General features: G+C 50.7%; 17 protein-coding genes and 1 pseudogene. 6 read left to right on the plus strand and 12 right to left on the minus strand.

Going from position 1 to position 20520, the window contains the following annotated elements; translation table 11 throughout:
* Positions 1-87: 87 nt before the first annotated feature.
* Complete coding sequence (locus FPL14_RS08430; RefSeq protein WP_182302565.1) at positions 88-2565, plus strand: M6 family metalloprotease domain-containing protein; 2478 nt, start codon at positions 88-90, stop codon at positions 2563-2565.
* Entirely contained in the window at positions 2562-3800 is a 1239-nt protein-coding gene (locus tag FPL14_RS08435; protein WP_182302566.1) for an S-layer homology domain-containing protein, read from the plus strand. Before FPL14_RS08430 ends, FPL14_RS08435 begins: the two co-directional genes overlap by 4 nt.
* A 74-nt stretch (positions 3801-3874) precedes the next feature.
* On the opposite strand, the gene rnz is transcribed toward FPL14_RS08435, so the two are convergent.
* Together rnz and FPL14_RS08445 are read right to left on the minus strand one after the other, a co-directional pair.
* Complete coding sequence (gene rnz / locus FPL14_RS08440; RefSeq protein ID WP_182302567.1) at positions 3875-4810, minus strand: ribonuclease Z; 936 nt, start codon at positions 4808-4810, stop codon at positions 3875-3877.
* A gap of 168 nt (positions 4811-4978) precedes the next feature.
* Positions 4979-5191, minus strand: coding sequence for a hypothetical protein (locus FPL14_RS08445; protein WP_182302568.1), 213 nt, complete (start codon positions 5189-5191; stop codon positions 4979-4981).
* 152 nt (positions 5192-5343) lie between these two features.
* Between FPL14_RS08445 and FPL14_RS08450 the strand changes: the two genes are divergently transcribed.
* The 3 genes and pseudogenes from FPL14_RS08450 to FPL14_RS30720 form a co-directional block, all read left to right on the plus strand.
* The gene (locus tag FPL14_RS08450; protein ID WP_182302569.1) at positions 5344-5730 is read left to right on the plus strand and encodes a hypothetical protein; all 387 of its coding nucleotides are present in this window, start codon (positions 5344-5346) and stop codon (positions 5728-5730) included.
* A 16-nt stretch (positions 5731-5746) separates the two neighbouring features.
* Positions 5747-7243, plus strand: coding sequence for a sensor histidine kinase (locus FPL14_RS08455; RefSeq protein ID WP_182302570.1), 1497 nt, complete (start codon positions 5747-5749; stop codon positions 7241-7243).
* Positions 7244-7333: 90 nt separating this feature from the next.
* A pseudogene (locus tag FPL14_RS30720) lies at positions 7334-8806 on the plus strand (DUF3369 domain-containing protein); the annotation flags it as partial.
* Between the two features lie 66 nt (positions 8807-8872).
* Here FPL14_RS30720 and FPL14_RS08465 read toward each other — a convergent pair.
* Together FPL14_RS08465 and FPL14_RS08470 are read right to left on the minus strand one after the other, a co-directional pair.
* A complete protein-coding gene (locus FPL14_RS08465; RefSeq protein ID WP_182302571.1) occupies positions 8873-9466 on the minus strand; it encodes a P-loop nucleotide/nucleoside kinase family protein in 594 nt (197 codons plus the stop codon).
* A gap of 26 nt (positions 9467-9492) precedes the next feature.
* Positions 9493-10512 (minus strand): stalk domain-containing protein, encoded by a 1020-nt coding sequence (locus FPL14_RS08470; protein ID WP_182302572.1) that lies wholly within the window; start codon positions 10510-10512, stop codon positions 9493-9495.
* A gap of 277 nt (positions 10513-10789) precedes the next feature.
* Between FPL14_RS08470 and katA the strand changes: the two genes are divergently transcribed.
* Complete coding sequence (katA, locus tag FPL14_RS08475; protein WP_182302573.1) at positions 10790-12247, plus strand: catalase KatA; 1458 nt, start codon at positions 10790-10792, stop codon at positions 12245-12247.
* Positions 12248-12267: 20 nt separating this feature from the next.
* Here katA and FPL14_RS08480 read toward each other — a convergent pair whose 3' ends face one another.
* The 8 genes from FPL14_RS08480 to FPL14_RS08510 all read right to left on the minus strand — a co-directional run bounded on the left by FPL14_RS08480 (position 12268) and on the right by FPL14_RS08510 (position 20519).
* Entirely contained in the window at positions 12268-12717 is a 450-nt protein-coding gene (locus FPL14_RS08480) for a signal peptidase II (RefSeq protein ID WP_182302574.1), read from the minus strand.
* A 133-nt stretch (positions 12718-12850) separates the two neighbouring features.
* A complete protein-coding gene (locus tag FPL14_RS30480; RefSeq protein ID WP_324617886.1) occupies positions 12851-13348 on the minus strand; it encodes a carbohydrate ABC transporter permease in 498 nt (165 codons plus the stop codon).
* A 35-nt stretch (positions 13349-13383) separates the two neighbouring features.
* A complete protein-coding gene (locus FPL14_RS30485) occupies positions 13384-13725 on the minus strand; it encodes an ABC transporter permease family protein (RefSeq protein WP_324617887.1) in 342 nt (113 codons plus the stop codon).
* Entirely contained in the window at positions 13722-14627 is a 906-nt protein-coding gene (locus tag FPL14_RS08490; RefSeq protein WP_182302575.1) for a carbohydrate ABC transporter permease, read from the minus strand. Before FPL14_RS08490 ends, FPL14_RS30485 begins: the two co-directional genes overlap by 4 nt.
* Positions 14628-14699: 72 nt before the next feature.
* Positions 14700-16145 (minus strand): ABC transporter substrate-binding protein, encoded by a 1446-nt coding sequence (locus FPL14_RS08495; protein WP_229263841.1) that lies wholly within the window; start codon positions 16143-16145, stop codon positions 14700-14702.
* A gap of 125 nt (positions 16146-16270) precedes the next feature.
* A complete protein-coding gene (locus FPL14_RS08500) occupies positions 16271-17599 on the minus strand; it encodes a response regulator (protein ID WP_182302577.1) in 1329 nt (442 codons plus the stop codon).
* 20 nt (positions 17600-17619) lie between these two features.
* The gene (locus tag FPL14_RS08505) at positions 17620-19395 is read right to left on the minus strand and encodes a sensor histidine kinase (protein ID WP_182302578.1); all 1776 of its coding nucleotides are present in this window, start codon (positions 19393-19395) and stop codon (positions 17620-17622) included.
* A gap of 293 nt (positions 19396-19688) precedes the next feature.
* Positions 19689-20519, minus strand: coding sequence for a helix-turn-helix domain-containing protein (locus FPL14_RS08510; RefSeq protein ID WP_182302579.1), 831 nt, complete (start codon positions 20517-20519; stop codon positions 19689-19691).
* Position 20520 lies beyond the last annotated feature (1 nt).

A 20520-nucleotide genomic window follows, 5' to 3' on the forward strand; every position in this document is an offset into this window, starting at 1 on the left:
CTTTTTTCCTTTATTTCCATAAGGGGACGATGCGTCTTCATTCCGCGGGAATCGCGACGCATTATATTAATCAGGGGGTATATGCATTTGTCCATCGCCAAATCGAAAGATTCACCGTTTCTCGGAAGCTATTATTTTTACTCCGTGCTTCTAGCTTGTTTCATCGCTCTGATCTTCATAGGAGACAAAGCTCATGCAGCCCCGGCAGCACCGATCAAACAACAGTACGCGCAGCCTAACGGCATTACTTTCTACGCGCAACAGCATGGCGATGAAACTTTCAACTGGAAGACGGCCTCCAACGGCGCAGTCATTGCGAAAAACGCGGACGGATACTGGTCTTATGCGGTTATGCAAGGCAATCAATTAATCGCGGGACCGGCGAAGGTCGCCATCCAGCCTCCTCCGGCTCATTTCTTGACATCCAAGGACGTCCTCGAGCTCTATCAGCAGCATAGCCAGTTAAAGAACGCTTCTTCGGCTCCGACATCGCAAGCTTTGCGGTCCCCCGTTTATTCAAGCGGAGAAATTTCGACCGATCTGGATATGAGCTCTCCTCACCCTCTACTGGTCGTTCTAGTAGAATTCAATGACATTGCGATGACGACCGCCGAATCGGACTGGAATAGCCTTGTGTTCGGATCGACGGGCAAAACCGTAAATGCTTTTTACAAAGAAGCTTCGAATAATCAATTCTATTTTACTCCCGCTAACGAGACGGGCGGTACGGCCAATGACGGCGTTATTAAAGTAAGCCTCCCGCAAGCTCATCCCGATACCGCTGATGACGCTTCCTTGGCGGCATTGGAAATCAACCAACAGATCGCGGCCGCGGCGGTAACCGCCGCTAACTCTCAAGTGAACTTCGCCGATTACGATACGGATCATGACGGTTACGTTTCACGAGACGAGCTTCACGTGATGACCATCCTAGCCGGACAGGAAACTTCCTTCGGGGAGGTTGGAGTTACGCCAAGCGTTTGGGGACACTTTAGCGCGCTCGAAGACGCCGATTCCCCTTCCGTCGACGGCGTCAAATTGTTAGCCGGCGATAAAAACGGCGGATACACCCAATTTGGCGAGTATCACGGCGATCATCAGGCCACGATCGGAATCATCGTGCATGAATTAGGCCACGATCTCGATTTGCCGGACTTATACGACGTTAATACGGTAGACAATGAAGACACTGGCGGCGTAGGCGGCTTCAGCGTTATGGGAGCTGGATCTTGGGCACACGTCCTCAGCGACAACGACGAACCCGGCGAAACTCCCGTTCACTTCGACGCTTGGTCGAAAGTATTTCTCGGCTTCGAGACGCCAATAGAGATTCCTTATGGAACCGATATATCCGTAACATTAAACGCAATCGCGACCTCGAATCCGGATTCTTATAACGTCTACAAAGTACTGACGCAAAACCCGGATCAATATTTCTTGCTTGAGAATCGCCAACAAAACGCGAACAGCGGGTTTGATCGCGGATTAAAACTATTTACTGACAAAAGCGGCATAGCGATTTGGCATATTGATTCGTACTACATCGAAAATTATTATTGGAACGTGAATGACGAACGGCCTTTGGGAGTCGACCTGGAAAGCTTCTACGATGCTCCGTTAGATCCTTTTTACCATGACGGGTACAGATTTGATCTTTACAGTAATCCTGGCAGCATCTATAACAATGGAGATCCAACTGGGATTTCCATCTATACGAACTCCCCGGCATCATCGGCCATGTCCGTTAATGTTGGAGTGTCTCCAAGCATAAATGCTACGCCAACTACTAATGCAACTGCGACTAGCGTTTCTTATACTTTACAATGGAACGAAGCTGTTTCCGTACATTATGTGGTTCTTCCTTCAGAAGATGCCGAGCCTACTATTGGGCAAGTTCTTCAAGGCGAAGACGGCAACGGCAATCCTGCTAGTCTGTCAGGGCAAATATCGGCTGCAGCAAATGCTCCAAGCACGTTTACCTTAAACAATTTGACGGTATCGACTTCATATACTATTTATCTGGTCAGCGAAGATTCGTCCGGTCATCGATATGCAGCCATCGATTATTTCTCAACAGGATCCCCTATATCGGTAGGCAGTCCAGTAATCAACGAAGCCGCAGCTAACGACGGCAGCATTACGGCGACGCAGACGGTGACCGTTACGAACGCGACATATGGCGGTTCGGTTACGGATGCGACATACGGCACATTCGATCCTAGCATTGCATCCGGAGACATTACTATCCACAACCTGCCTGCGGGCCTAGGTTACACCGTAACAAGAACTGACCCGACTACGCTAACGATTACGTTCACCGGAAAGGCAACGAACCATGCGAACGCCAATGACGTTAGTAACGTCAGCATTAAGGTCGCAGCGAATAAAATCATTGGAATATCGGTTCCTGCCACTACAAATACATTCGCTATTAACTTCAACGACCCAACGCCAATCACTGGAGGCGGTGGCGGTGGCGGCTTCATCGGCGGCGGCGGTGGCGGAGGAGGAGGGGCTCCCTCCCCTGAAGTGTCCGACAAAGGCGATCAAGGAGTGTGTCCTTGATCCAACTGAAATCCGAAATCGGCAAAGATAGCAGCGGCAAGCCGATCGAAACTTGGAAAGTCGAGTCCGATTTGTTGAACAAAGCTATCAGCGCATTAAGCAACAAACAAGGCTCCGCGAAACGGGTAGTCATCCCAGTAACCTTGACCGCGGACAAATCGGCTACGGTCGAGCTCCCGGCGGACGCTCTAGCCGCTGCCGGCACGGGATCGCCAACCGCGATCATTACGGTTACGTTCGACGGAGCCTCTTACGACCTGCCGGTCAACGTGCTGGACTTGAAGGCCATAGCGAAGAGCCTCGGTTCAGATCTGAAAGACACGAAAGTAAGCATCACGTTGAAACAAGTGACCGGACAATCCGCCGAGGCTCTCGCTAAGAACGCCAAAGACGCGAGCTTGAACCTCCTTGGCCAAGCTATCGAATTCAGCGTAACGGTATCGGGCAATGGCAAATCCCAAGAGATTGCGAATTATGGCTCAACCTACGTGACCCGCACGATCACTCTTAACCAATCCGTGAACGGAATAACTCCGTCGGTTGTCGTATACGATGCGGCTAGCGGCAAATTCTCTTTCGTGCCCGCTACGTTCTCCGTCGTTGCCGGCAAAACGTTCGTCACGATCAAACGGAACGGCAATAGCGTCTATGCCGTAGTCGAATCCAAAAAAACATTCTCCGACATCCAGAAGCATTGGGCACGCGCAGACATCGAGTTGCTCGCCTCCAAGGCGCTGCTTAAGGGAATTAGCGAAGATACGTTTGCTCCGAACCAACTCATTACGCGCGCGGAGTTCGCAACTCTTCTTGCCCAAGCGCTAGGACTGCGCGAGGACAAATCGGCAGCCAAGTTCTCGGACATTACCGGGACCGAATCTTACGCCGGATATGTAGGAGCTGCAGCCAAAGCGAAGATCGTTAGCGGCAAAAACGACGGAAGCTTCCGTCCTGACGAGAATATTACCCGCGAACAAATGGCGGTCATGATCGCGAACGCGATCCGCTTCGTTGGCAAAAATTCCGGCAACAAAGCCGACGCGGATAAAGTGCTCGCCAAATTCAAAGACCAAGCCCAAATCAGCAAATGGGCCAAACTATCGGTGCTCGAAGTTGTCGAGGCGGGAATTATGAACGGAGCGAAAGCCGATCGGTTCTCTCCTTCCGAGTTCGTAACCAGAGCCGAAGAGGCTGCCATCGTCAAACGGTTGCTCGTACACCTCCGTTTCATAAATTAATCAGTCTGACCCCTTCCATTGGAAAAGCCGAGTTTCAATGCCATCGCGGCAATGAAACTCGGCTTTTCCTTACGTTATTCGCCGTCGGTTGGTCGAGCAATCTCATAAGGCTTAAGCTCAATGGCCGCCTCCGTTTCCGTGAATACCGTTCTTGCCTCGGCTTCCAGCTTAGCCAAATCCTCCGGTTTATAACGCGAGCTAAAATGCGTGATCAACAGCTTGCGCGCTCCCGCGGATCGTGCGGTTTCCGCTGCCTGCATGGCGGTAGAGTGGCCATATTCTTCCGCTTTCTCCACGAGATCCTGAGCGAACGTCGCTTCGTGAACGAGCATATCCGCATCCTTGGCAAGCTCCACGGCGTTGTCGCACGGCTTAGTATCCCCCAACACGGCTACGACTCTGCCCTGAACCGGATCTCCGATCACGTCCGCCGACCGGATCAATCGTCCGTCATCCAGCTTCACGTCTTCGCCGCGCTTCAAAGTGCCGTATACAGGTCCGGGAGGAACCCCTATTTCGGCAAGCAGCTTAGTATTAAGAGTACCGGAGTGCGGAAGCTCGGTTACCCGGTAGCCGAAGCAATCGATCCGATGATCCAATTGAGCAGCCTCTACTTTAAAAGCATGATCTTCGAATACCGTTCCTTCCCCGATCTCGTGTATTTGCAGCGGATATCCGAGATGAGTTCCGGTAATTCGCAACGCCGATTCCGTATACTCGCGTAGCCCCTCGGGTCCGTACACTTCCAGTGGATCACTTCCGCCCAGCGATGCCCGGCTGCTTAACAGTCCGGGAAGACCGAATAGATGATCCCCGTGCAAATGAGTAACGAACACCTTCTCTAGGCGGCTTAAGCGAAATGGCGAGCGCAGCAATTGGTGCTGGGTTCCTTCGCCGCAGTCGAACAACCAGAACGTTCCTCTCGTCTGCGGCATGCGTAACGCGATAGAGGTCACGTTCCTGCCCGCGATCGGCATCCCCGCGCTCGTGCCAAGAAACCATAACTCCATTCCAACACCTCCTCTGCTAGTTTGTTCCTCGTATGGTCGCTTTAACCTCGTCGGCATCAAAATTAAAGCAGCCCTTCGGGCCTCTTACGGCTTTCGGGACTGCTTCTCTGCTAACCGGCTTTACGATTGTTGCAGGCGTATTTTAAGCTCGGCTGAAAATTCCCGCGCTTATACGCCCGTGCGCCTCTTCTGGTTATTTTGCACCTTGTGGATCTGGGTTTTCATCTTTTTGCCTTCCGTGGAGGAATGGCCTTGTCTGCCGCCGGCATTCTGTTGAGCTTGCTTCTTCCTCTCGAGAATGCGTTTAATAGCGTCGGCTTGGCTCGGCTTCTTCGGTTGTTCGGCGCTAGCGTCGGCCGGATTCGTATGGTTGTCGCTCATAGGATCACCCCAATAATATGCTATTGATTATTTTACTACCGCCCCAATATTTCGTCCATCTTCACCGTTCGAACGACGGTAATAATTTCCTACATTTCTAGTCGATAAGCCTTATAATAGAGTAAATAGTTAATCCGAAATAGGGGGAAATCATGAGAAATTTAGCCTTATTACTCTTTTGCTGTCTATTGCTGACGGCATGCGGCACCGGAACGAAATCGAATTCCGGATCCCATGATGCGCATGCCGCCCATAAGCCGACTTTGGATGTCGCGTTAGACGTGCAAGGCAACCAAGTAACCGTGACAGTGAACACGGATATGGCCATTTCTCCAGAACACTACGGAATGGCGCGCAAGGCAGGGGAAGGCCATATCCATATGTACTTGGACGACCAGAACAAGATCAGCGTCAAAGAAAACCAACACATTTTCACCGATCTGGCCGCCGGCAAGCATTCATTGAAAGTATCGCTGCACAACAATGACCATACCCCCTATGACGTGACGAATACCTATGAGTTCGAAGTCCAAACCTAAAATCGGGAGAATCGTCATGTTAAGAAAAATCAGCCTGCAAAGCCGTATCCTCGCCCTCGTCACCGCGGTTACCATTCTATTGATGTCCGTAATCGTGTGGTTTGATTCCTACAGTCTTCAGAAATCCGTAGAAGAAACCTATGTGAGCCAATTGGACGGAATGACTACGGCGATCAACGGAAGGTACGAGGAATCCCACTCCGTCAAAGACGTTCAGCAAATTTTCGACTACATCCAGTACAAGGAAGGAAACGTGCTGCAGCTCACATTGTACGGCAAGGAAGCCGTTCTCGCCTCCACGGACAGGTCGTTGATCGGCCAACCCTCGCCGCCGGACCTTCTAGCCGCGCTGGAGATGGAACAGACGCTCGTATCGCACATTCGCCATGACCGGGACGGCATTCCTAAAGACAAGCTCACCGCCCCGCTCAAGGAAGACGGGGTTACGATCGGAGCCATCGAGCTTCTCGTGAACACTTCGGAAAGCTCGGAGTTGATCAAAGACCGGATTCGATTCATTATCGGCGTCGGAATCGTCATTGCCGTTCTTCTGCTAATCTCGCTATCGTACATCATTCGCAAATTGCTCATCCGGCCGTTGCTGAAGATTCGCGAAGCCGCCATTTCCGTGAAGAAAGGCTCGGCATATAAGGAAATCGAGCTTGATTCCAGCCAAGAAATCAACGAGGTCGCCTCCGCGTTCAATGAAATGGTCTATAACCTGGAAGGCCGGTACAAGGAGCTTCAGCATGCGCAGAAACAACTCGTCGAATCCGAGAAGATGGTTGCTCTCGGCAGCCTCGTAGCCGGGGTATCTCATGAGATCAACACTCCGATCGGCATCGGCGTAACCGCGGCGTCCTATATGGACGAGAAATCGAAAGATTTCCAAGCACTGTTCCAAGCCAACAAAATGAAGCGATCGGATCTGGAAGATTATTTGCGTGCGGTTCGCGAAACGACGGGAATGATTCAGACGAATCTGTTTCGCGCATCCGAGCTGATCCGCAGCTTCAAACAAGTTGCGGTTGACCGTTCCAACGATACGAAGCGAAGGTTCATGATGAAGGAATACGTTCAGGAAGTTCTCGTCAGCTTGCAGCCTAATCTGAAGAAGACGAAGCATCGCGTCTCGCTTACGGGGAAGGACGAGCTGATCCTGTTCAGCGATCCCGGCGCGATCTCGCAGATCGTGACCAACCTGATCATGAATTCCCTAATCCATGCTTACGGACCTGATGACGAAGGACAGATCGGGATTCATATTTCCTCCCATCTCAATGAACTGACCCTGCACTATTCCGACGATGGCAAAGGGATGCCCAGGGAAATCGTCGAGCAGATTTTCGATCCCTTCTTCACCACGAATAGAGGCGGAGGCGGAACCGGGCTCGGCATGCATATCGTCTATAATCTAGTAACCCAATCTCTGGGCGGCACGATCCGGTGCGAGAGCACGGAAGGATCGGGCACTCACTTTATTATCCATATTCCAATGACGAACGAGGGATGACCGAATGGAACGCGATCAGCAGGATGACTTCCTTATCTTCGCCGACGACGAGCAAGACGGAGGAATCGAATATCCCCACGTTAAAGAAACGTGGAAAGTCATTATCGTCGACGACGAGCAAGAGGTCCACAACGTTACTAAGCTCGTTCTTAGCGACTTCGAATTCGATGGCAAACGATTGGAGTTCATTAGCGCTTACACCGAGGAAGAGGCCCTTGAAGTCATTAGGGACCACAAGGACACGGCCATTATTCTGCTCGACGTTGTCATGGATCAGGACGATTCCGGACTTAAGATCGTCAAATACATACGCGAACAATTGAAATACCAGTCGGTACGTATCATTCTGCGTACGGGACAGCCCGGGCAAGCACCGGAAAAGATGGTCATCACGAACTACGACATTAACGATTACAAAGAGAAAACCGAATTAACGTCGCAGAAGCTTTTTACGACCATAATGTCGGCGCTCCGTTCTTACCGCGACATTATGGTTATCGAGAACAACAAGATCGGCCTGGAAAAAATCATTAATTCGTCCGCCGATCTGTTCGAGCTGAAGTCGATGAGAAAATTCGCTTCCGGGGTTCTGACCCAATTAACCTCTATCATGAACTTGAACAAGAACGCCGTTCATTGCAACAGCTACGCCGTCTCCAAAGGACAAGAGGAAATCTACATTCTGGCCGCGACGGGCGACTATAGTCCGAACGAGAACGATAAGATCGGGGATGTCGTGCCCGAGCATGTGTTGAGGAGTATCGAGAATGCTTTCCGCAATAAGAAAGGCGACTTCTTCGACGACCATTTCACATGTTATTTCCAGAGCAAGACGGCAGCGAGAACGTCATCTACTTCGAGGGTTCTACCAAATTAAACGAATGGAACAGGTACCTCATCGAAATCTACTGCTCCAACGTATCCGTTGCCTTCGAGAACATCTATCTTAATGAAGAAGTCGAGAATACGCAGAAGGAAATCATATTCACGTTGGGCGAAATCGCGGAAACCCGGTCCAAGGAAACCGGTAACCACGTGAAAAGAGTCGCGGAATATTCCAAGCTGCTCGCCCTTAAATCCGGCATTCCCGAAGAAGAAGCCGAAATCGTTAGACTGGCCTCTTCCATGCACGACGTCGGCAAAGTCGCCGTTCCCGATGCGATCCTGAACAAACCGGGCAAGCTGACTCCCGAAGAATTCGAGACGATCAAGAACCATACGAATCACGGCTACGCCATGCTAAACCATTCCAGTCGCGAGATTATTAAAGCCGCGGCCATCATCGCCCATCAGCATCACGAGAAATATAACGGTCAAGGGTATCCGAACGGACTAGCGGGAGAAAACATACATATTTACGGCAGAATCGCCGCGATCGCCGACGTGTTCGACGCTCTCGGCAGCGAGAGGGTGTATAAAAAAGCTTGGCCGCTTGAAGATATTCTCGAGTATTTCCGCCAAGAGAGCGGGCAGCACTTCGATCCGCGGCTCGTCACTATATTTTTCGATAATTTGCAAGGAATACTGAAAATTCGGGATCAATATGCAGAAATCTCGAAGAACTAAAACAAGGAGAGTCCTCGACAAGAGGGCTCTCCTTGTTTGGCGGCAACCGATGCAACCGATGAATCATCGGCTTGTCCCGTACACGAACCGTTTGATAACAGCAAGTCGCTCTTCGTTCAGAGGCTGCGAATTGTCGAAATAGAGAACGGATTCCTCGGGAAGGTCCCATTTCGGAACTCGCATAGCCAACGAGCGACTGAATTCGGCCCAATGCTCGAGCTTCCAGCGATCCAGTTCCGTCCCCCTCTGTCCGATCCTCTCGCGATAAACCTCCAGTCCCGCTAGATGAACGACGATCACTTTAACCTCCACAGTTTCCGCAGAGACTCCTATTTTGAGCAACTCTTCCTTAATCCATCGGGGATTTTCCGTCTCCTTGGTGAAGGGTCCGACCACGAATACGTCCGTTCCGATCGCGACGTTCTCAAGCGCGGCATCCATCGTAATCCGATAGCCTAAGTCCCGGCACAGCTTCTTATATTCCGAGGAATCCCGGTCATTCGGATCCAATCCCGCTAACGTCATAAGCGCAATCGCCGCAGGCCTGAGCAACGTGTCCATATCTAACATCGGAGCTCCGCGCTTACCCGCTATCGCTTTCGTCAATGTCGTCTTTCCGGCTCCCGCTCCCCCGACGACAAAGATAAGTTTCGGCATGCTTTATCTTCCCTTCGTTCTTCAAGTTACCAGAAAATTTCTTCGTACGTATATCCGTCCTTACCCTTTAAGTTAACTAATCCTGACGATACTTCCTCGCCTATTCGCAATAAATACCCGCGCTTGTCCCCAATCTCGACCTTTAATTTCTTCGTTTGTCTATTATCGTATATGGACACCACGCAAGAATGGATCTCTAAAAGCTTGGCTTTGTCGAACAGGACAATGCTGAGATAGCCATTGAATTTTTGAAAAGCAAATCCGTACTCGTTCTCCTTCGTACCAACCATAATGTCATCTTTGCCTAACTTCCCGTTGCGGAGTCGGTGAATCGCATACGTACTCGTTTCATGCTCCTTCACCTCCAAGACGATTGCCTTATATTTCGAATCTATCTTGTAATCGACGATTGGCAGCTTGTTTTCTTCGATATACGCTTGAAGTTCTTCATCCGTGATCGGCTTTGCGGACTTATCATCCCAATAGACGGGATATTCGCCCATCTGCGCTTCCCACTCTTCCACCGAATACAGCTCTCGCCTGTACTCCTCATCCGTCTCCAATATGACCGACTTAGCTTGATTATCCCATTTCACTTGCAAGCCTAGAGCTTCCGCAATAAGTCTAAGAGGAACCATTGGTTCTTCGCCGTGGAGATAGGGAAGAGCATTCGTATCGTGAACTAGGGAATCTTTCCCCTCGCTGTCGGTAATCCGGAACAAGGGCGCTCCTTTTCCGAAGATCAAATTGACTTCGGCAGCGTGGTTATCGATCAACAGATAATAGGTTCCCTTATCTTCCGAAAATATGTAATCTCCTTGTATCTGCGGATGTTGAAAAAAACGAACCGGCACGAAGGCTCGCCCTTTGCTTACTTCGGCAGGAATCGCGCTCGGCAAAGACACGGACTCGTTATTGAGTGCGATTAGAGGACTTGTCAAAGATAATGGCAACGATTGCGATTGTGCCCCTGCTGCGTTCATCCCTAACAATAAACACGATAGCGCGCCTATTAGCAGCAAGAAGCTTCGAAATTTTATTCTCACATTGTCCATCCCTTCACATCGTTCTGCCTATTTATTCGTTGATTAGTCTTCGAATCCCTTTATTCGACAGATCTTAAGGCAGGAACAAAAAAAGATTCGTATCTTTCCGCGTTAACGATGAATATCAGCGTAGCCAAGCCCATAAGCATGATTATCCCGATTTATTTTTTATCATTTTTTCACTTTATTTAGAATAATTCTAAATAAGTATTGATTATTTGTTGATAATATTTATCATTATAAGTACGTTCCAATTTAATGAAGGAGTGATTGCGAGATGAGTACGCCTAATAACAAATTGACAACTAGCTGGGGGGCTCCCGTAGGGGACAACCAAAACTCGATCACGGCAGGTGCACGCGGTCCTACGCTCATTCAGGACGTTCATCTGCTAGAGAAGCTCGCGCATTTTAATAGAGAACGCGTACCCGAACGGGTCGTTCATGCCAAAGGGGCAGGCGCGCATGGTTACTTCGAGGTTACGAACGACTTATCGAATTATACGAAAGCGAGCTTTCTATCGGAAATAGGCAAACGCACTCCTATGTTTATTCGCTTCTCCACGGTTGCCGGCGAGCTCGGTTCTGCGGATACGGTACGCGATCCTCGCGGATTCGCCGTGAAGTTTTATACGGATGAAGGCAATTACGACTTGGTCGGCAACAACACGCCCGTCTTCTTCATCCGGGACGCGATCAAGTTTCCCGACTTCATTCATACTCAGAAGCGTCACCCACAGACGCATCTGAAAAATCCGAACGCGGTATGGGATTTCTGGTCCCTCTCCCCCGAATCTCTGCACCAAGTGACGATCTTGATGTCCGACCGGGGCATTCCCGCAACGCTAAGACATATGCACGGATTCGGCAGCCATACGTTCAAATGGGTGAACGCCGATGGCCAAGCGGTGTGGGTGAAATATCACTTCAAGACGGAGCAAGGCATTCAGAACCTTGACGTCGGACTCGCGGCCAAGCTTGCCGGAGACAATCCGGATTATCATACGGAGGATCTGTTCAACGCCATCGCTAACGGGGACTACCCCGCATGGACGCTCTATGTGCAAATCATGCCGCTGGAAGATGCGAATACTTACCGCTTCGATCCATTCGACGTTACGAAAGTATGGTCGCAGAAGGACTATCCGCTTATCGAAGCGGGCCGCATGGTGCTGAATCGAAATCCCGACAACTATTTCGCCGAGGTCGAACAAGCGACCTTCTCGCCGGGATCGTTCGTTCCGGGAATCGAGGCGTCTCCGGACAAAATGCTGCAAGGCCGTCTATTCGCCTACTCCGACGCGCATCGCTACCGCGTCGGCGCCAATCACAACGCGCTGCCGATCAACCGTCCGCAATCCGAAGCGAACACGTATCAACGCGACGGGCAAATGCGCTTCGACGGCAACGGAGGCGGTTCGGTCTACTATGAGCCGAACAGCTATGGAGGACCGAAAGAATCGCCCGAACACAAAACGGCTTCTTTCGAGGTGTCCGGCGAAGCGGCTAGCGTAGCCTACGACCATCATGATCACTACACTCAACCGGGCGACTTATATCGCCTGCTGAGCGAGGAAGAACGCGCTCGTCTGGTAGACACGATCGTAGGTGCGATGAAACCCGTTGAGAAGGATGAAATCAAGCTTCGCCAGATCGCCCATTTCTTCAAAGCCGATCCGGAGTACGGCCGGCGCGTCGCGGAAGGGCTTGGATTATCCGTTCCGGAGAACGCATGAAAAACAAAACCAGCCGAGCGTTAAGCTCGGCTGGTTTTTCGTTTGCGCCAATAATCCAAAGCAAAATGTACGAGGAGGAGCAGCACGCCCAGCTCGATCGCATGATCGGCTACGTTCAGAATGCCGCCCGAACGAATGATGAAATCCGTGACCTGGCCGTAAATAAGCCGGTCAACTCCGTTGCCGATAGCCCCTCCGACGAGGAATCCCAAGCCGCAATCGAGTAAAGCGCCCCTCTTCGCTCCCGTTCTCCGATAATAAAGCACGCCAAGAACGAATAGAATCGCGATTACTCCGAACAGTCTTCCGTATCCTTGGAATAAGCTGCTGGCCATTCCGCTATTCTCGTAATGCGTGAATTCTATTCCGCGCCACGTTATATATTCACCGATGTCTACGTGAATGCGGACGAGAATTTTGGTCGCGTGGTCCGCTAGGACAACGAATAGAGCGATAATGTAAAATAACATGCCGAAACTCCCTCTTCCTAGCGATTCGAATCCATTTCCTCCTCCAAGTATAGCCTAAAGCTATGCGACAACAAAAAAACAGCAAAAACCACCCTCCAAGGAGAGTGGTTTCCGCGAAGCTTCCTCACCTGAGCTAACCTTTCACCGCACCAAGGCTTAAGCCTCCGATAATATACTTCTGAAAGAAAAGAAACACGACTAAGGGCGGCAGCAATGTCATGCTTAGAATAGCGAAACGGACGTTCCAGTTAATCGTCGAACCAGGATAAATAATTTTCGTATATATCGCTGCGGCCAGCGGAAGCTTGTCTTCCTGCATGACCAAGCTAGACCAGTAGAAGTCGTTCCAAGTTGTAGCAAAGCCCAGTAAGACTAAAGTAATCAAGATCGGCACGGAGAGCGGAATAGCGATGCTGAGGAAACATCGAAACTCCGAAGCCCCGTCGATTCTCGCCGACTCGAACAGTTCCTTGTGGATGCCGTCGAAGAAATTTTTCAGCAAAAGCAAGAAGAACGCGTTCGCCCCGGCCGGAAGCCAGAAAGCCCAATAACTGTTCAACACCCCTAGCTCCTTGAGGTTCAGGAAGTTCGGAATCAAATACGAAGCCGAGGGAATAAGCAAGGTGGACATGAAATAAAGCGTGACCCACTTCTTGTAAGGTACCCTCAGATGGGATAGCTGAATGCCGCCAGTCCAAGGAAGGTCAATGAGAAGAACGTGTTCCCGGCGAAAATCAGGATCGTATTCTTAAAATGCATGCCTATCTTGAGATAGGTTAAAGATTCCTTATAGTTCCCCCACAGCCACTCGCTTGGAAAAAAAGGCGCGGGGAACGCGAAAAATTCTTCCGTGGATTTCAGCGAGTTCAGGAACGTATTCACGAACGGATATAACATCGAAAGCGAGATCAGTACGATGCACGCGACCATACAAGCGTACACGACCTTCACGCCGGATTTGCGGAAGTCGTAGCGCGACATGATCGCGCGGTCTTGGGCTGCCTTCAAGCTTCGTCGCCTCCCTTGCGGGTCTTGATCGTCAATATCGAGAAGACGACCAAGACGATGAACATGATGACCCCCATCGCGCTAGCTTTCCCGAAATTGAAGTAGGTGAAAGCTTCTCTCGTCGTCAATAGGAGATACGTTAACGTCGCGTTATCCGGCCCCCCGCCGAACATGAGCAACTGGGATTGGAACGCCTGCGAAGTCGCGATCAGTTGCAGCACGAGCAGGAGCAGAATCAATCCTTTCAAGCTTGGAAGCGTTACGTAACGAATACGGGCCCATACGCCCGCTCCGTCTAATTCCGATGCCTCGTATAAGTCTCTCGGAATGGCAGCTAGGCCGGCAATGTAGATCAGAGTCGCGCTTCCGAAGTTCTGCCATGTCTCCAAAATAATCAAGGAAAATACGGCATGCTCCTTGCTATAGAAATCGAAGCTAGGCAAGCCTATGAAATTCAAGAATGAATTGATCGGTCCAACCGGATCGTAGAACCATTGCCACATTCCGTACAGCACGATAGCGGGAATGATGCTGGGCAGGTAGCCTACGATTCTGGCCGGCCCCTGAAACCACTTCAACTCGGACACCGCTATTGCCATCGCGATCGGCACCCAGAACCCGATTAACACCGCCAAGCCCATGTACACGAGCGTGTTCTTGATCGCCGTATAGAAATCGGGATTGCTCAGCACCTCGTCGTAGTTTTGCCAGCCCACGAAAGTATTTCCGCTGACGAAATCCACGTTATAAAAGCTATAAGCCACCCCTTTGAAAATCGGTACCCACAAAAAGATAAAAAAGATAACGATCTCCGGTATCAGAAAGAGCATCCCCCAGAAATACCAGCGAGTCCGTTTGCGCAAGCCCGGTTTCGCGATCGGAGAATCCAATTGCAGCTCCATGCGTACCACTCCCCCTCTATGGATCAGGGTCTATACTGGTTTCAGCATAGACCCCTCTCGTTTTCTCCGCCGCTACTCGATTTTCACTTTGTCGAAGGAGCCTTTCTGAAGCTTGGCTGCCGTATCGTCGAGAATTTTTTGCAGGTCTAGGTCGCCCTTGCTCGTGAACACCTTCTGGATCGTGTTGGCCATCTCGCCATAGAAGGCTTGCGTCTCATACGTCGCTTCGGGCTTCGATTCCATCAACTTGCTTAATTCCGGGGAATACTTGTAGACGTTATCATGCTTCGCCAAGATAGCCTCGTATTTCTTGCCATACTCGGAGCTATCGTTCCAGTAGTTAATCAACTGCGGGACGTAAACTTGTTTTTTGGCTTTCTGCGAAGTAATTTGCGCGTCGATCGAATCCAAGTACGCATCGGTGAAATATTCGTCGACGACAAAATCGAATGCGGCTTTCTGCTGTTCCTTCGTAGCCAATCCATTGATGACTTTATAATTTCCTCCGGCTACTCCGACATGCTTGCCGCCTTTCGTGACCGAAGGGATCGGATACAGCAGCACGTCGTCTTTGTTGATTCCGCCTTGATTGATCGCTCCGTCGAGCGCATTGCCGCTTCCGCACATGACCATCGCGCCGCGTCCTTGATTGAATAGCGTTAGCGCGTCTCCGTACCCTAACGCCCAGTTTTTCGGAATGACGTTCGCGTCCTTCAAGTCCTTGTAGAATTGCAGCGCCTTAAGCCCCGCTTCCGAGTTGAAGGCTGCGGTTACTTTGCCATCGGCAACGGTCTGAACCTCGCCGCCCGCGGAATAAAGGAAGTTCGTCCAGTTCCATCCCGCTTCCGTGCCTTTGCCCATCGGAATGAAGCCCGCAATGCCTTTGGCCGGATCGTTGACTGCTTTCGCCGCCTCGATCAGTTCATCCCATGTCCAATCGAGCGGAGGCAGCGGAACGCCCTTCTCTTCGAATAGCTTCTTATTGATCGTGATCGTCATCCCGTAAGCATCGATCGGAATGCCGTACGTTTTGCCCTCGATAATGTACGGCGCCATGGCAAACTCGTTTAGATCCTTAGCGTAAGGCCAACTGGCCAGATGATCTGTCAGATCGATGATCCACTTTTTGCCCGATAACAGTTTGCCTTCAGTCGCCCACGTAGTGAATTCGGTTTGCGCGCTGTTGGAAGCCATCTTGATCGCGATCTCCGTATTCTCATACTTCCAGTATTTAGGGGTAATCTTTACATTCGGATTTTTGGCTTCGAAGCGCTTGATCTTCGCGTTCAAAGTGGCGTTTTCCTCGGTTTTGTCCGCAGGGAACGCGTACGCTATGATACTGACAGGATCCGCATTGGCCGGAGAAGGCGATGCTTCCGCCGTGCTTCCCTCCGTTGGTTCCGATGAAGATGCCTTAGGCGACGCCCCGTTCGATGCCGACGGACTATTATTGCCGCTTCCGCATCCGGCCAGCACGATCACGAACGCCAGCATGCTCACTAGTAAGCTCTTTTTCATTTTCAACCCTATCCCCTCTCGGTTTGATTAGTTTTACATTTTTATCATAAAGTCCCGTTATATCCCACGTCGATGTGCGATATATCGTTTGAGAAGGGATAAATTATGATCGGCGCCTTTTTTGTTTAATTTTTGAGTTCCGATGGATTGACGCCGAAATGCTTCTTGAAAATTTTACTGAAGTGCTCCGGGGATTCGTAGCCGATCTCGTCGGAAATCTCGTATCTGCGCATATCCGTCGTCAGAAGCAACCGTTTGGCCTCATCCATTCGCAGCTTCGTCACGTAATCCCACAGGTTCATGCCCACGATTTTTTTGAACAAGTAACTAAGGTAATTCGGGCTTAAACGGATCGATTCCGCGATCTCCTGCAGTTTAAGCCCTTTCTGGCGGAAATTTCCGTCGATATACTGAATGGCGCTATGGATAAAAGAGTTGTTGTCGTCGATGATCTGCTTCGTGACGGGAATGCCCCCGGCGGAAGGCTGCTCCTCATGCCTGCCGAAATCGCCGATGTAGAACACGTTATGATCGCTGTGCACCCCGCTCCATCGGATCGCTTCGTTCGCTTCCCGGAAGAGCGCCACCCAGCTAGGGATCCCTTCCCGGATACGGCTGATTCCGATCACGTTCCTCAGATGAATGAAATTCAAAAGATTGTTGTGCAGCAATTGGGCGATCATCGTCTGTTCGTTCAATCCCGTCGGACTAGCCATCTCCTCCTGCGTGAACTGCAGCACGATCGCGATCGAGTGGCTTCCGCAATAAAAAACGATGCTGTCCCAGCGACTCAACGTCTCCTCCACGACATTCAGCGCGGCGTACCTTAACAAGTTGCGATCGCGGAAGGAGCGAATATCGGCCTCGAATAGGCCTGCTTTCGATAAGTTCAGCTCTATGGCTAGAATGCAGTAATAAGGACCTTCGAATCGGCAACCCAAGAAGGCGGACACTTCGTCGACTTCATCGTCCGCGATCCCTTCCGACACAAGCTCGTTCAGAATATGGTTGCGATTCGACGCCATATCCTCGAAGACGAACTTCTGATTAAACGTGGAATCGGTTAACGAACGTTGCCGGGTATCCCGTTCCGTCAGGAACGAATGGACAGCCCTGACTAGCTCCGCTGGAACGACCGGCTTCACGATGTATTCCTTCACGCCGAACCGCAGCGCCTTCTGCGCGTATTCGAACTCTCCATGCGCCGACAAGACGACGATGGGCACCATCGGATTTTCCGTGAATATCGTTTCTATTAATTCGATTCCGCTCATCAAGTCCATCTGAATATCGGTGATGATCAGGTCGATTTCCTCCAAGCGGATATAATCGAGCGCTTCGAATCCGTTATTCGCAATGAACACCTCCGCGATACCGATCCCCGAGTTCATCAATACGGTTGCGACGCCCGTGCAAATCATCGGTTCATCGTCCACGACCAGAACGTGATACATACGTTTCCCCTCTCTTTCCCCTACTCGCTTGCATGGTCCGTAGTTGTCGGAATCGTCATGACGACGCGGGTTCCGCCCCCCGTTCGTTGCTCGAAACGCAAGCCGTAACGCTCTCCGAAATGCAGCTTGATCCGTTTGTTAACATTCATAATACCGAACCCCTCCCGAGTATGGGTACCGTCGGCGATGGCGTTCAATTTGCCGATATCCGCCGACCTATACCCGTTATCCTCGATCGAGATCAGCACTTCATGCTCCCGGGTTTTAATCGCTATCCGCAATTGCCCTTCCTTGTCCATTTTGCGGATTCCGTGCAGGATCGCGTTCTCTACGAGAGGCTGCAGCACGACTTTCGGAATGAGATTCGGCTTGGCCTCGTCGTCGATGTCCCAATGGGTCGCGAAAGCATAGTTGTTGCGCTTCAACTGCAATCTCAAATAGGCTTCGATATGGTTAAGCTCTTCCGCGATCGGGATCAGCGTTTTCCCGCGGCTTAAGCCGATGCGCATCAACAGAGAGAGGTCCCGGATCATCTCGGCCGATTCGGCGTTGCCCTCGATCGTCGTTCGCCAGAAGATCGATTCCAGCGTGTTATACAGCAAATGGGGATTAATCTGGGAATGCAGGATGGTGAGCTCCGCTTCCTTATGCTTAAGCTCCAGTTCGTACTTATCGTGAATCGTTTGGTTAAGCCGTTTGGTCATCTCGATGAACGCATTGTTAAGCAGGCCGATCTCGTCTCTGCGACTCACCTTGTATTCGTTCGTAAGCGGTCTTCCGGGCTCGAATGATCGGCTAAGCCTGGCCAGCCTGGATAGAGGGCTCAGAATATGCCTGAAAAAATAAATGCTCGCGACGAGCAGTACGCAGAAATAGACGATCATCAGGTAGTTGACGAGTTGTCGCATCGCTTCGTGCTCTCCGATGATAGAGCTGATCGGTATCTTAAACAAAAGTTTAGTATCGCTGTTCATGCTCTTATGAATCGCATACAGCCACGAATCGCTCCCATCGCGATCGATATATACGCCTTCGGGGGAACGGAAAATATCCTGCGGAAGACGGAAAACCGAGCCGATGTCGAGCCCGGACGTGTTCGCCAGCACCTCATTGGCTTGATTCAAGAGGACGATTTGCCCGTCCTTCGGAATCTTAAGCGACTCCAGATCCTTCTGGAGCAGCGAATCCAAGCCCGTCATCACGATCACGCCGCTCGGCGTCCCGTCGTCCAAATCGTTGTTCATGCTTCGTATATAAGCGGCAGTCTTGATGCCCTTCCGATTATCCCCCAGTTGGTTCATAATCCGGATAATGCCCGTTCCCCGCGCGTTAATCGCGAATTGGAACCAACTGTTCGAGGAAGTATCGCATGCGAAAAACACCCCGTTCGGCTTAACGTCGGAAGGAGGCGCGAAAGGATAATCGTCCGCTATGGCGGGAATGAACACCGCAAAGTTGATGGCATTCTTCGAATAACTCGTCAGCAGCTTATCGAGAAGAAGATATTTCTGCAACCGATCGTACTCGCTAAGCTCGATCATATTGAACATCAGTTGGGTTTCGGGGGTGAACATCAGCTTCTCCGTCGTCCCGTCGACCGACATAATATCCCGATCCAAGGTCAGATGGCTTGTCTTGGCCAATTCGAACAGCGTATCCCCCATCTGGTCTTCGGTGATCTCCGCTACCTTAACCGAGACGATCCAATAAGCAAGCAAGATCGGGATAACGATAAGGAAAATAATGAACACGATCAACTTCTGAATCAAATTCATTCTCGTTAACCATTTCAACATAATCGAATCATCCGTCCTACATCCGTATTGTCAAACCTAACGCTTCGCCTGTCTCAAGCCGGCTATAGGCGTTCGAATGGAGCATTCAGATGGCCTCTACAACTAATCATAGGAGCAGCAAGTGCCGGACACGAGGTTTGATTTCATGAATAAGCGGTGTTTTGTTACGATTTCAGCGCTTCGGATACTCCAGTTTCTCAAAACCGTTACGCCTTGCTTGATGACACTCGAAAGGCACAAACGCATACAGAAAAAAAGCTTCACTCACCCTCAACGGGAGGCGAAGCATTGCTTTATCCGTTCTTCTGAGCGTACAAGAAGTCCTTAACCGCATTGTTAATCAATAGAAGAAGGCAGGCAGCAATAGAATAAGCTATCTGGACTATGATCAGAACCGCAAGTCCGGCGGTCATCAGGTTTGAATCATAGCCTCCGGTCAGCACGTAAAAGTGGGAAAGCACGCTTAACGCCGCGCCTACCGCGAATAAGTAACGGATCCAAGTAACCCCCGCAACTAAAGCGATGGATAACGCTACCTGGATAATCAGGGCGAATAGATTAAATTGTACGAAAGACGAGAGAATCGTGCTGACGACATTTATGCCGGCAATCGTGAATACGATGGCCTTGCCCATCGCATACTGCCTTTTCTGCCGCTTCAGATAACGCTCGTATTCCCGTTCTCTCTCTTCCTTCGTCTCGCTGTCGTATTGCCCGAAATTAGGCGTGATATCCCGCTTCGGCAGGGGCAGATTCGCCGATACGCTCTTCAATCGCTGGGCCAGCTTATCTACGCCGTTCAGTCGGCTAACCTCTATTTGGGCTAGCGCTTGAAGAATTTCCGCTTTGGCTTGCACGTCCGCGCTTACGTTTATTTTATACGCTTCTACCACTTCGGCGATTTTATCCGGAGACTGTTTCATTTTCTTAATCTCGTCGATGGAAAAAAACAACTTGCGCAGGTCGGCGACCGTAGTCAGCTCCGCGATATCCCGCTCCGAATAATCGCGATACTCCCTGCCGTTAACCAGGCTCATCCGCGGTTCGATCAGCTTCTCCTCTACGTAGAACCGAATCGTCCTTTCCGTTAATCCCGTGCGCGCGCAAACCTCTTTCATTTTCATG

The organism is Cohnella cholangitidis, assembly GCF_014107495.1.
Taxonomy (GTDB): domain Bacteria; phylum Bacillota; class Bacilli; order Paenibacillales; family Paenibacillaceae; genus Cohnella; species Cohnella cholangitidis.

Bases quoted from the DNA above. Each gene is read 5' to 3' on its own strand.
- rnz (WP_182302567.1), bottom strand. From the start codon at position 4,810: ATGGAGTTATGGTTTCTTGGCACGAGCGCGGGGATGCCGATCGCGGGC.
- FPL14_RS08445 (WP_182302568.1), bottom strand. From the start codon at position 5,191: ATGAGCGACAACCATACGAATCCGGCCGACGCTAGCGCCGAACAACCG.
- FPL14_RS08450 (WP_182302569.1), top strand. From the start codon at position 5,344: ATGAGAAATTTAGCCTTATTACTCTTTTGCTGTCTATTGCTGACGGCA.
- FPL14_RS08455 (WP_182302570.1), top strand. From the start codon at position 5,747: ATGTTAAGAAAAATCAGCCTGCAAAGCCGTATCCTCGCCCTCGTCACC.
- FPL14_RS08465 (WP_182302571.1), bottom strand. From the start codon at position 9,466: ATGCCGAAACTTATCTTTGTCGTCGGGGGAGCGGGAGCCGGAAAGACG.
- katA (WP_182302573.1), top strand. From the start codon at position 10,790: ATGAGTACGCCTAATAACAAATTGACAACTAGCTGGGGGGCTCCCGTA.
- FPL14_RS08480 (WP_182302574.1), bottom strand. From the start codon at position 12,717: ATGTTATTTTACATTATCGCTCTATTCGTTGTCCTAGCGGACCACGCG.
- FPL14_RS30480 (WP_324617886.1), bottom strand. From the start codon at position 13,348: ATGTCCACCTTGCTTATTCCCTCGGCTTCGTATTTGATTCCGAACTTC.
- FPL14_RS08490 (WP_182302575.1), bottom strand. From the start codon at position 14,627: ATGGAGCTGCAATTGGATTCTCCGATCGCGAAACCGGGCTTGCGCAAA.
- FPL14_RS08495 (WP_229263841.1), bottom strand. From the start codon at position 16,145: ATGAAAAAGAGCTTACTAGTGAGCATGCTGGCGTTCGTGATCGTGCTG.
- FPL14_RS08500 (WP_182302577.1), bottom strand. From the start codon at position 17,599: ATGTATCACGTTCTGGTCGTGGACGATGAACCGATGATTTGCACGGGC.
- FPL14_RS08505 (WP_182302578.1), bottom strand. From the start codon at position 19,395: ATGTTGAAATGGTTAACGAGAATGAATTTGATTCAGAAGTTGATCGTG.
- FPL14_RS08510 (WP_182302579.1), bottom strand. From the start codon at position 20,519: ATGAAAATGAAAGAGGTTTGCGCGCGCACGGGATTAACGGAAAGGACG.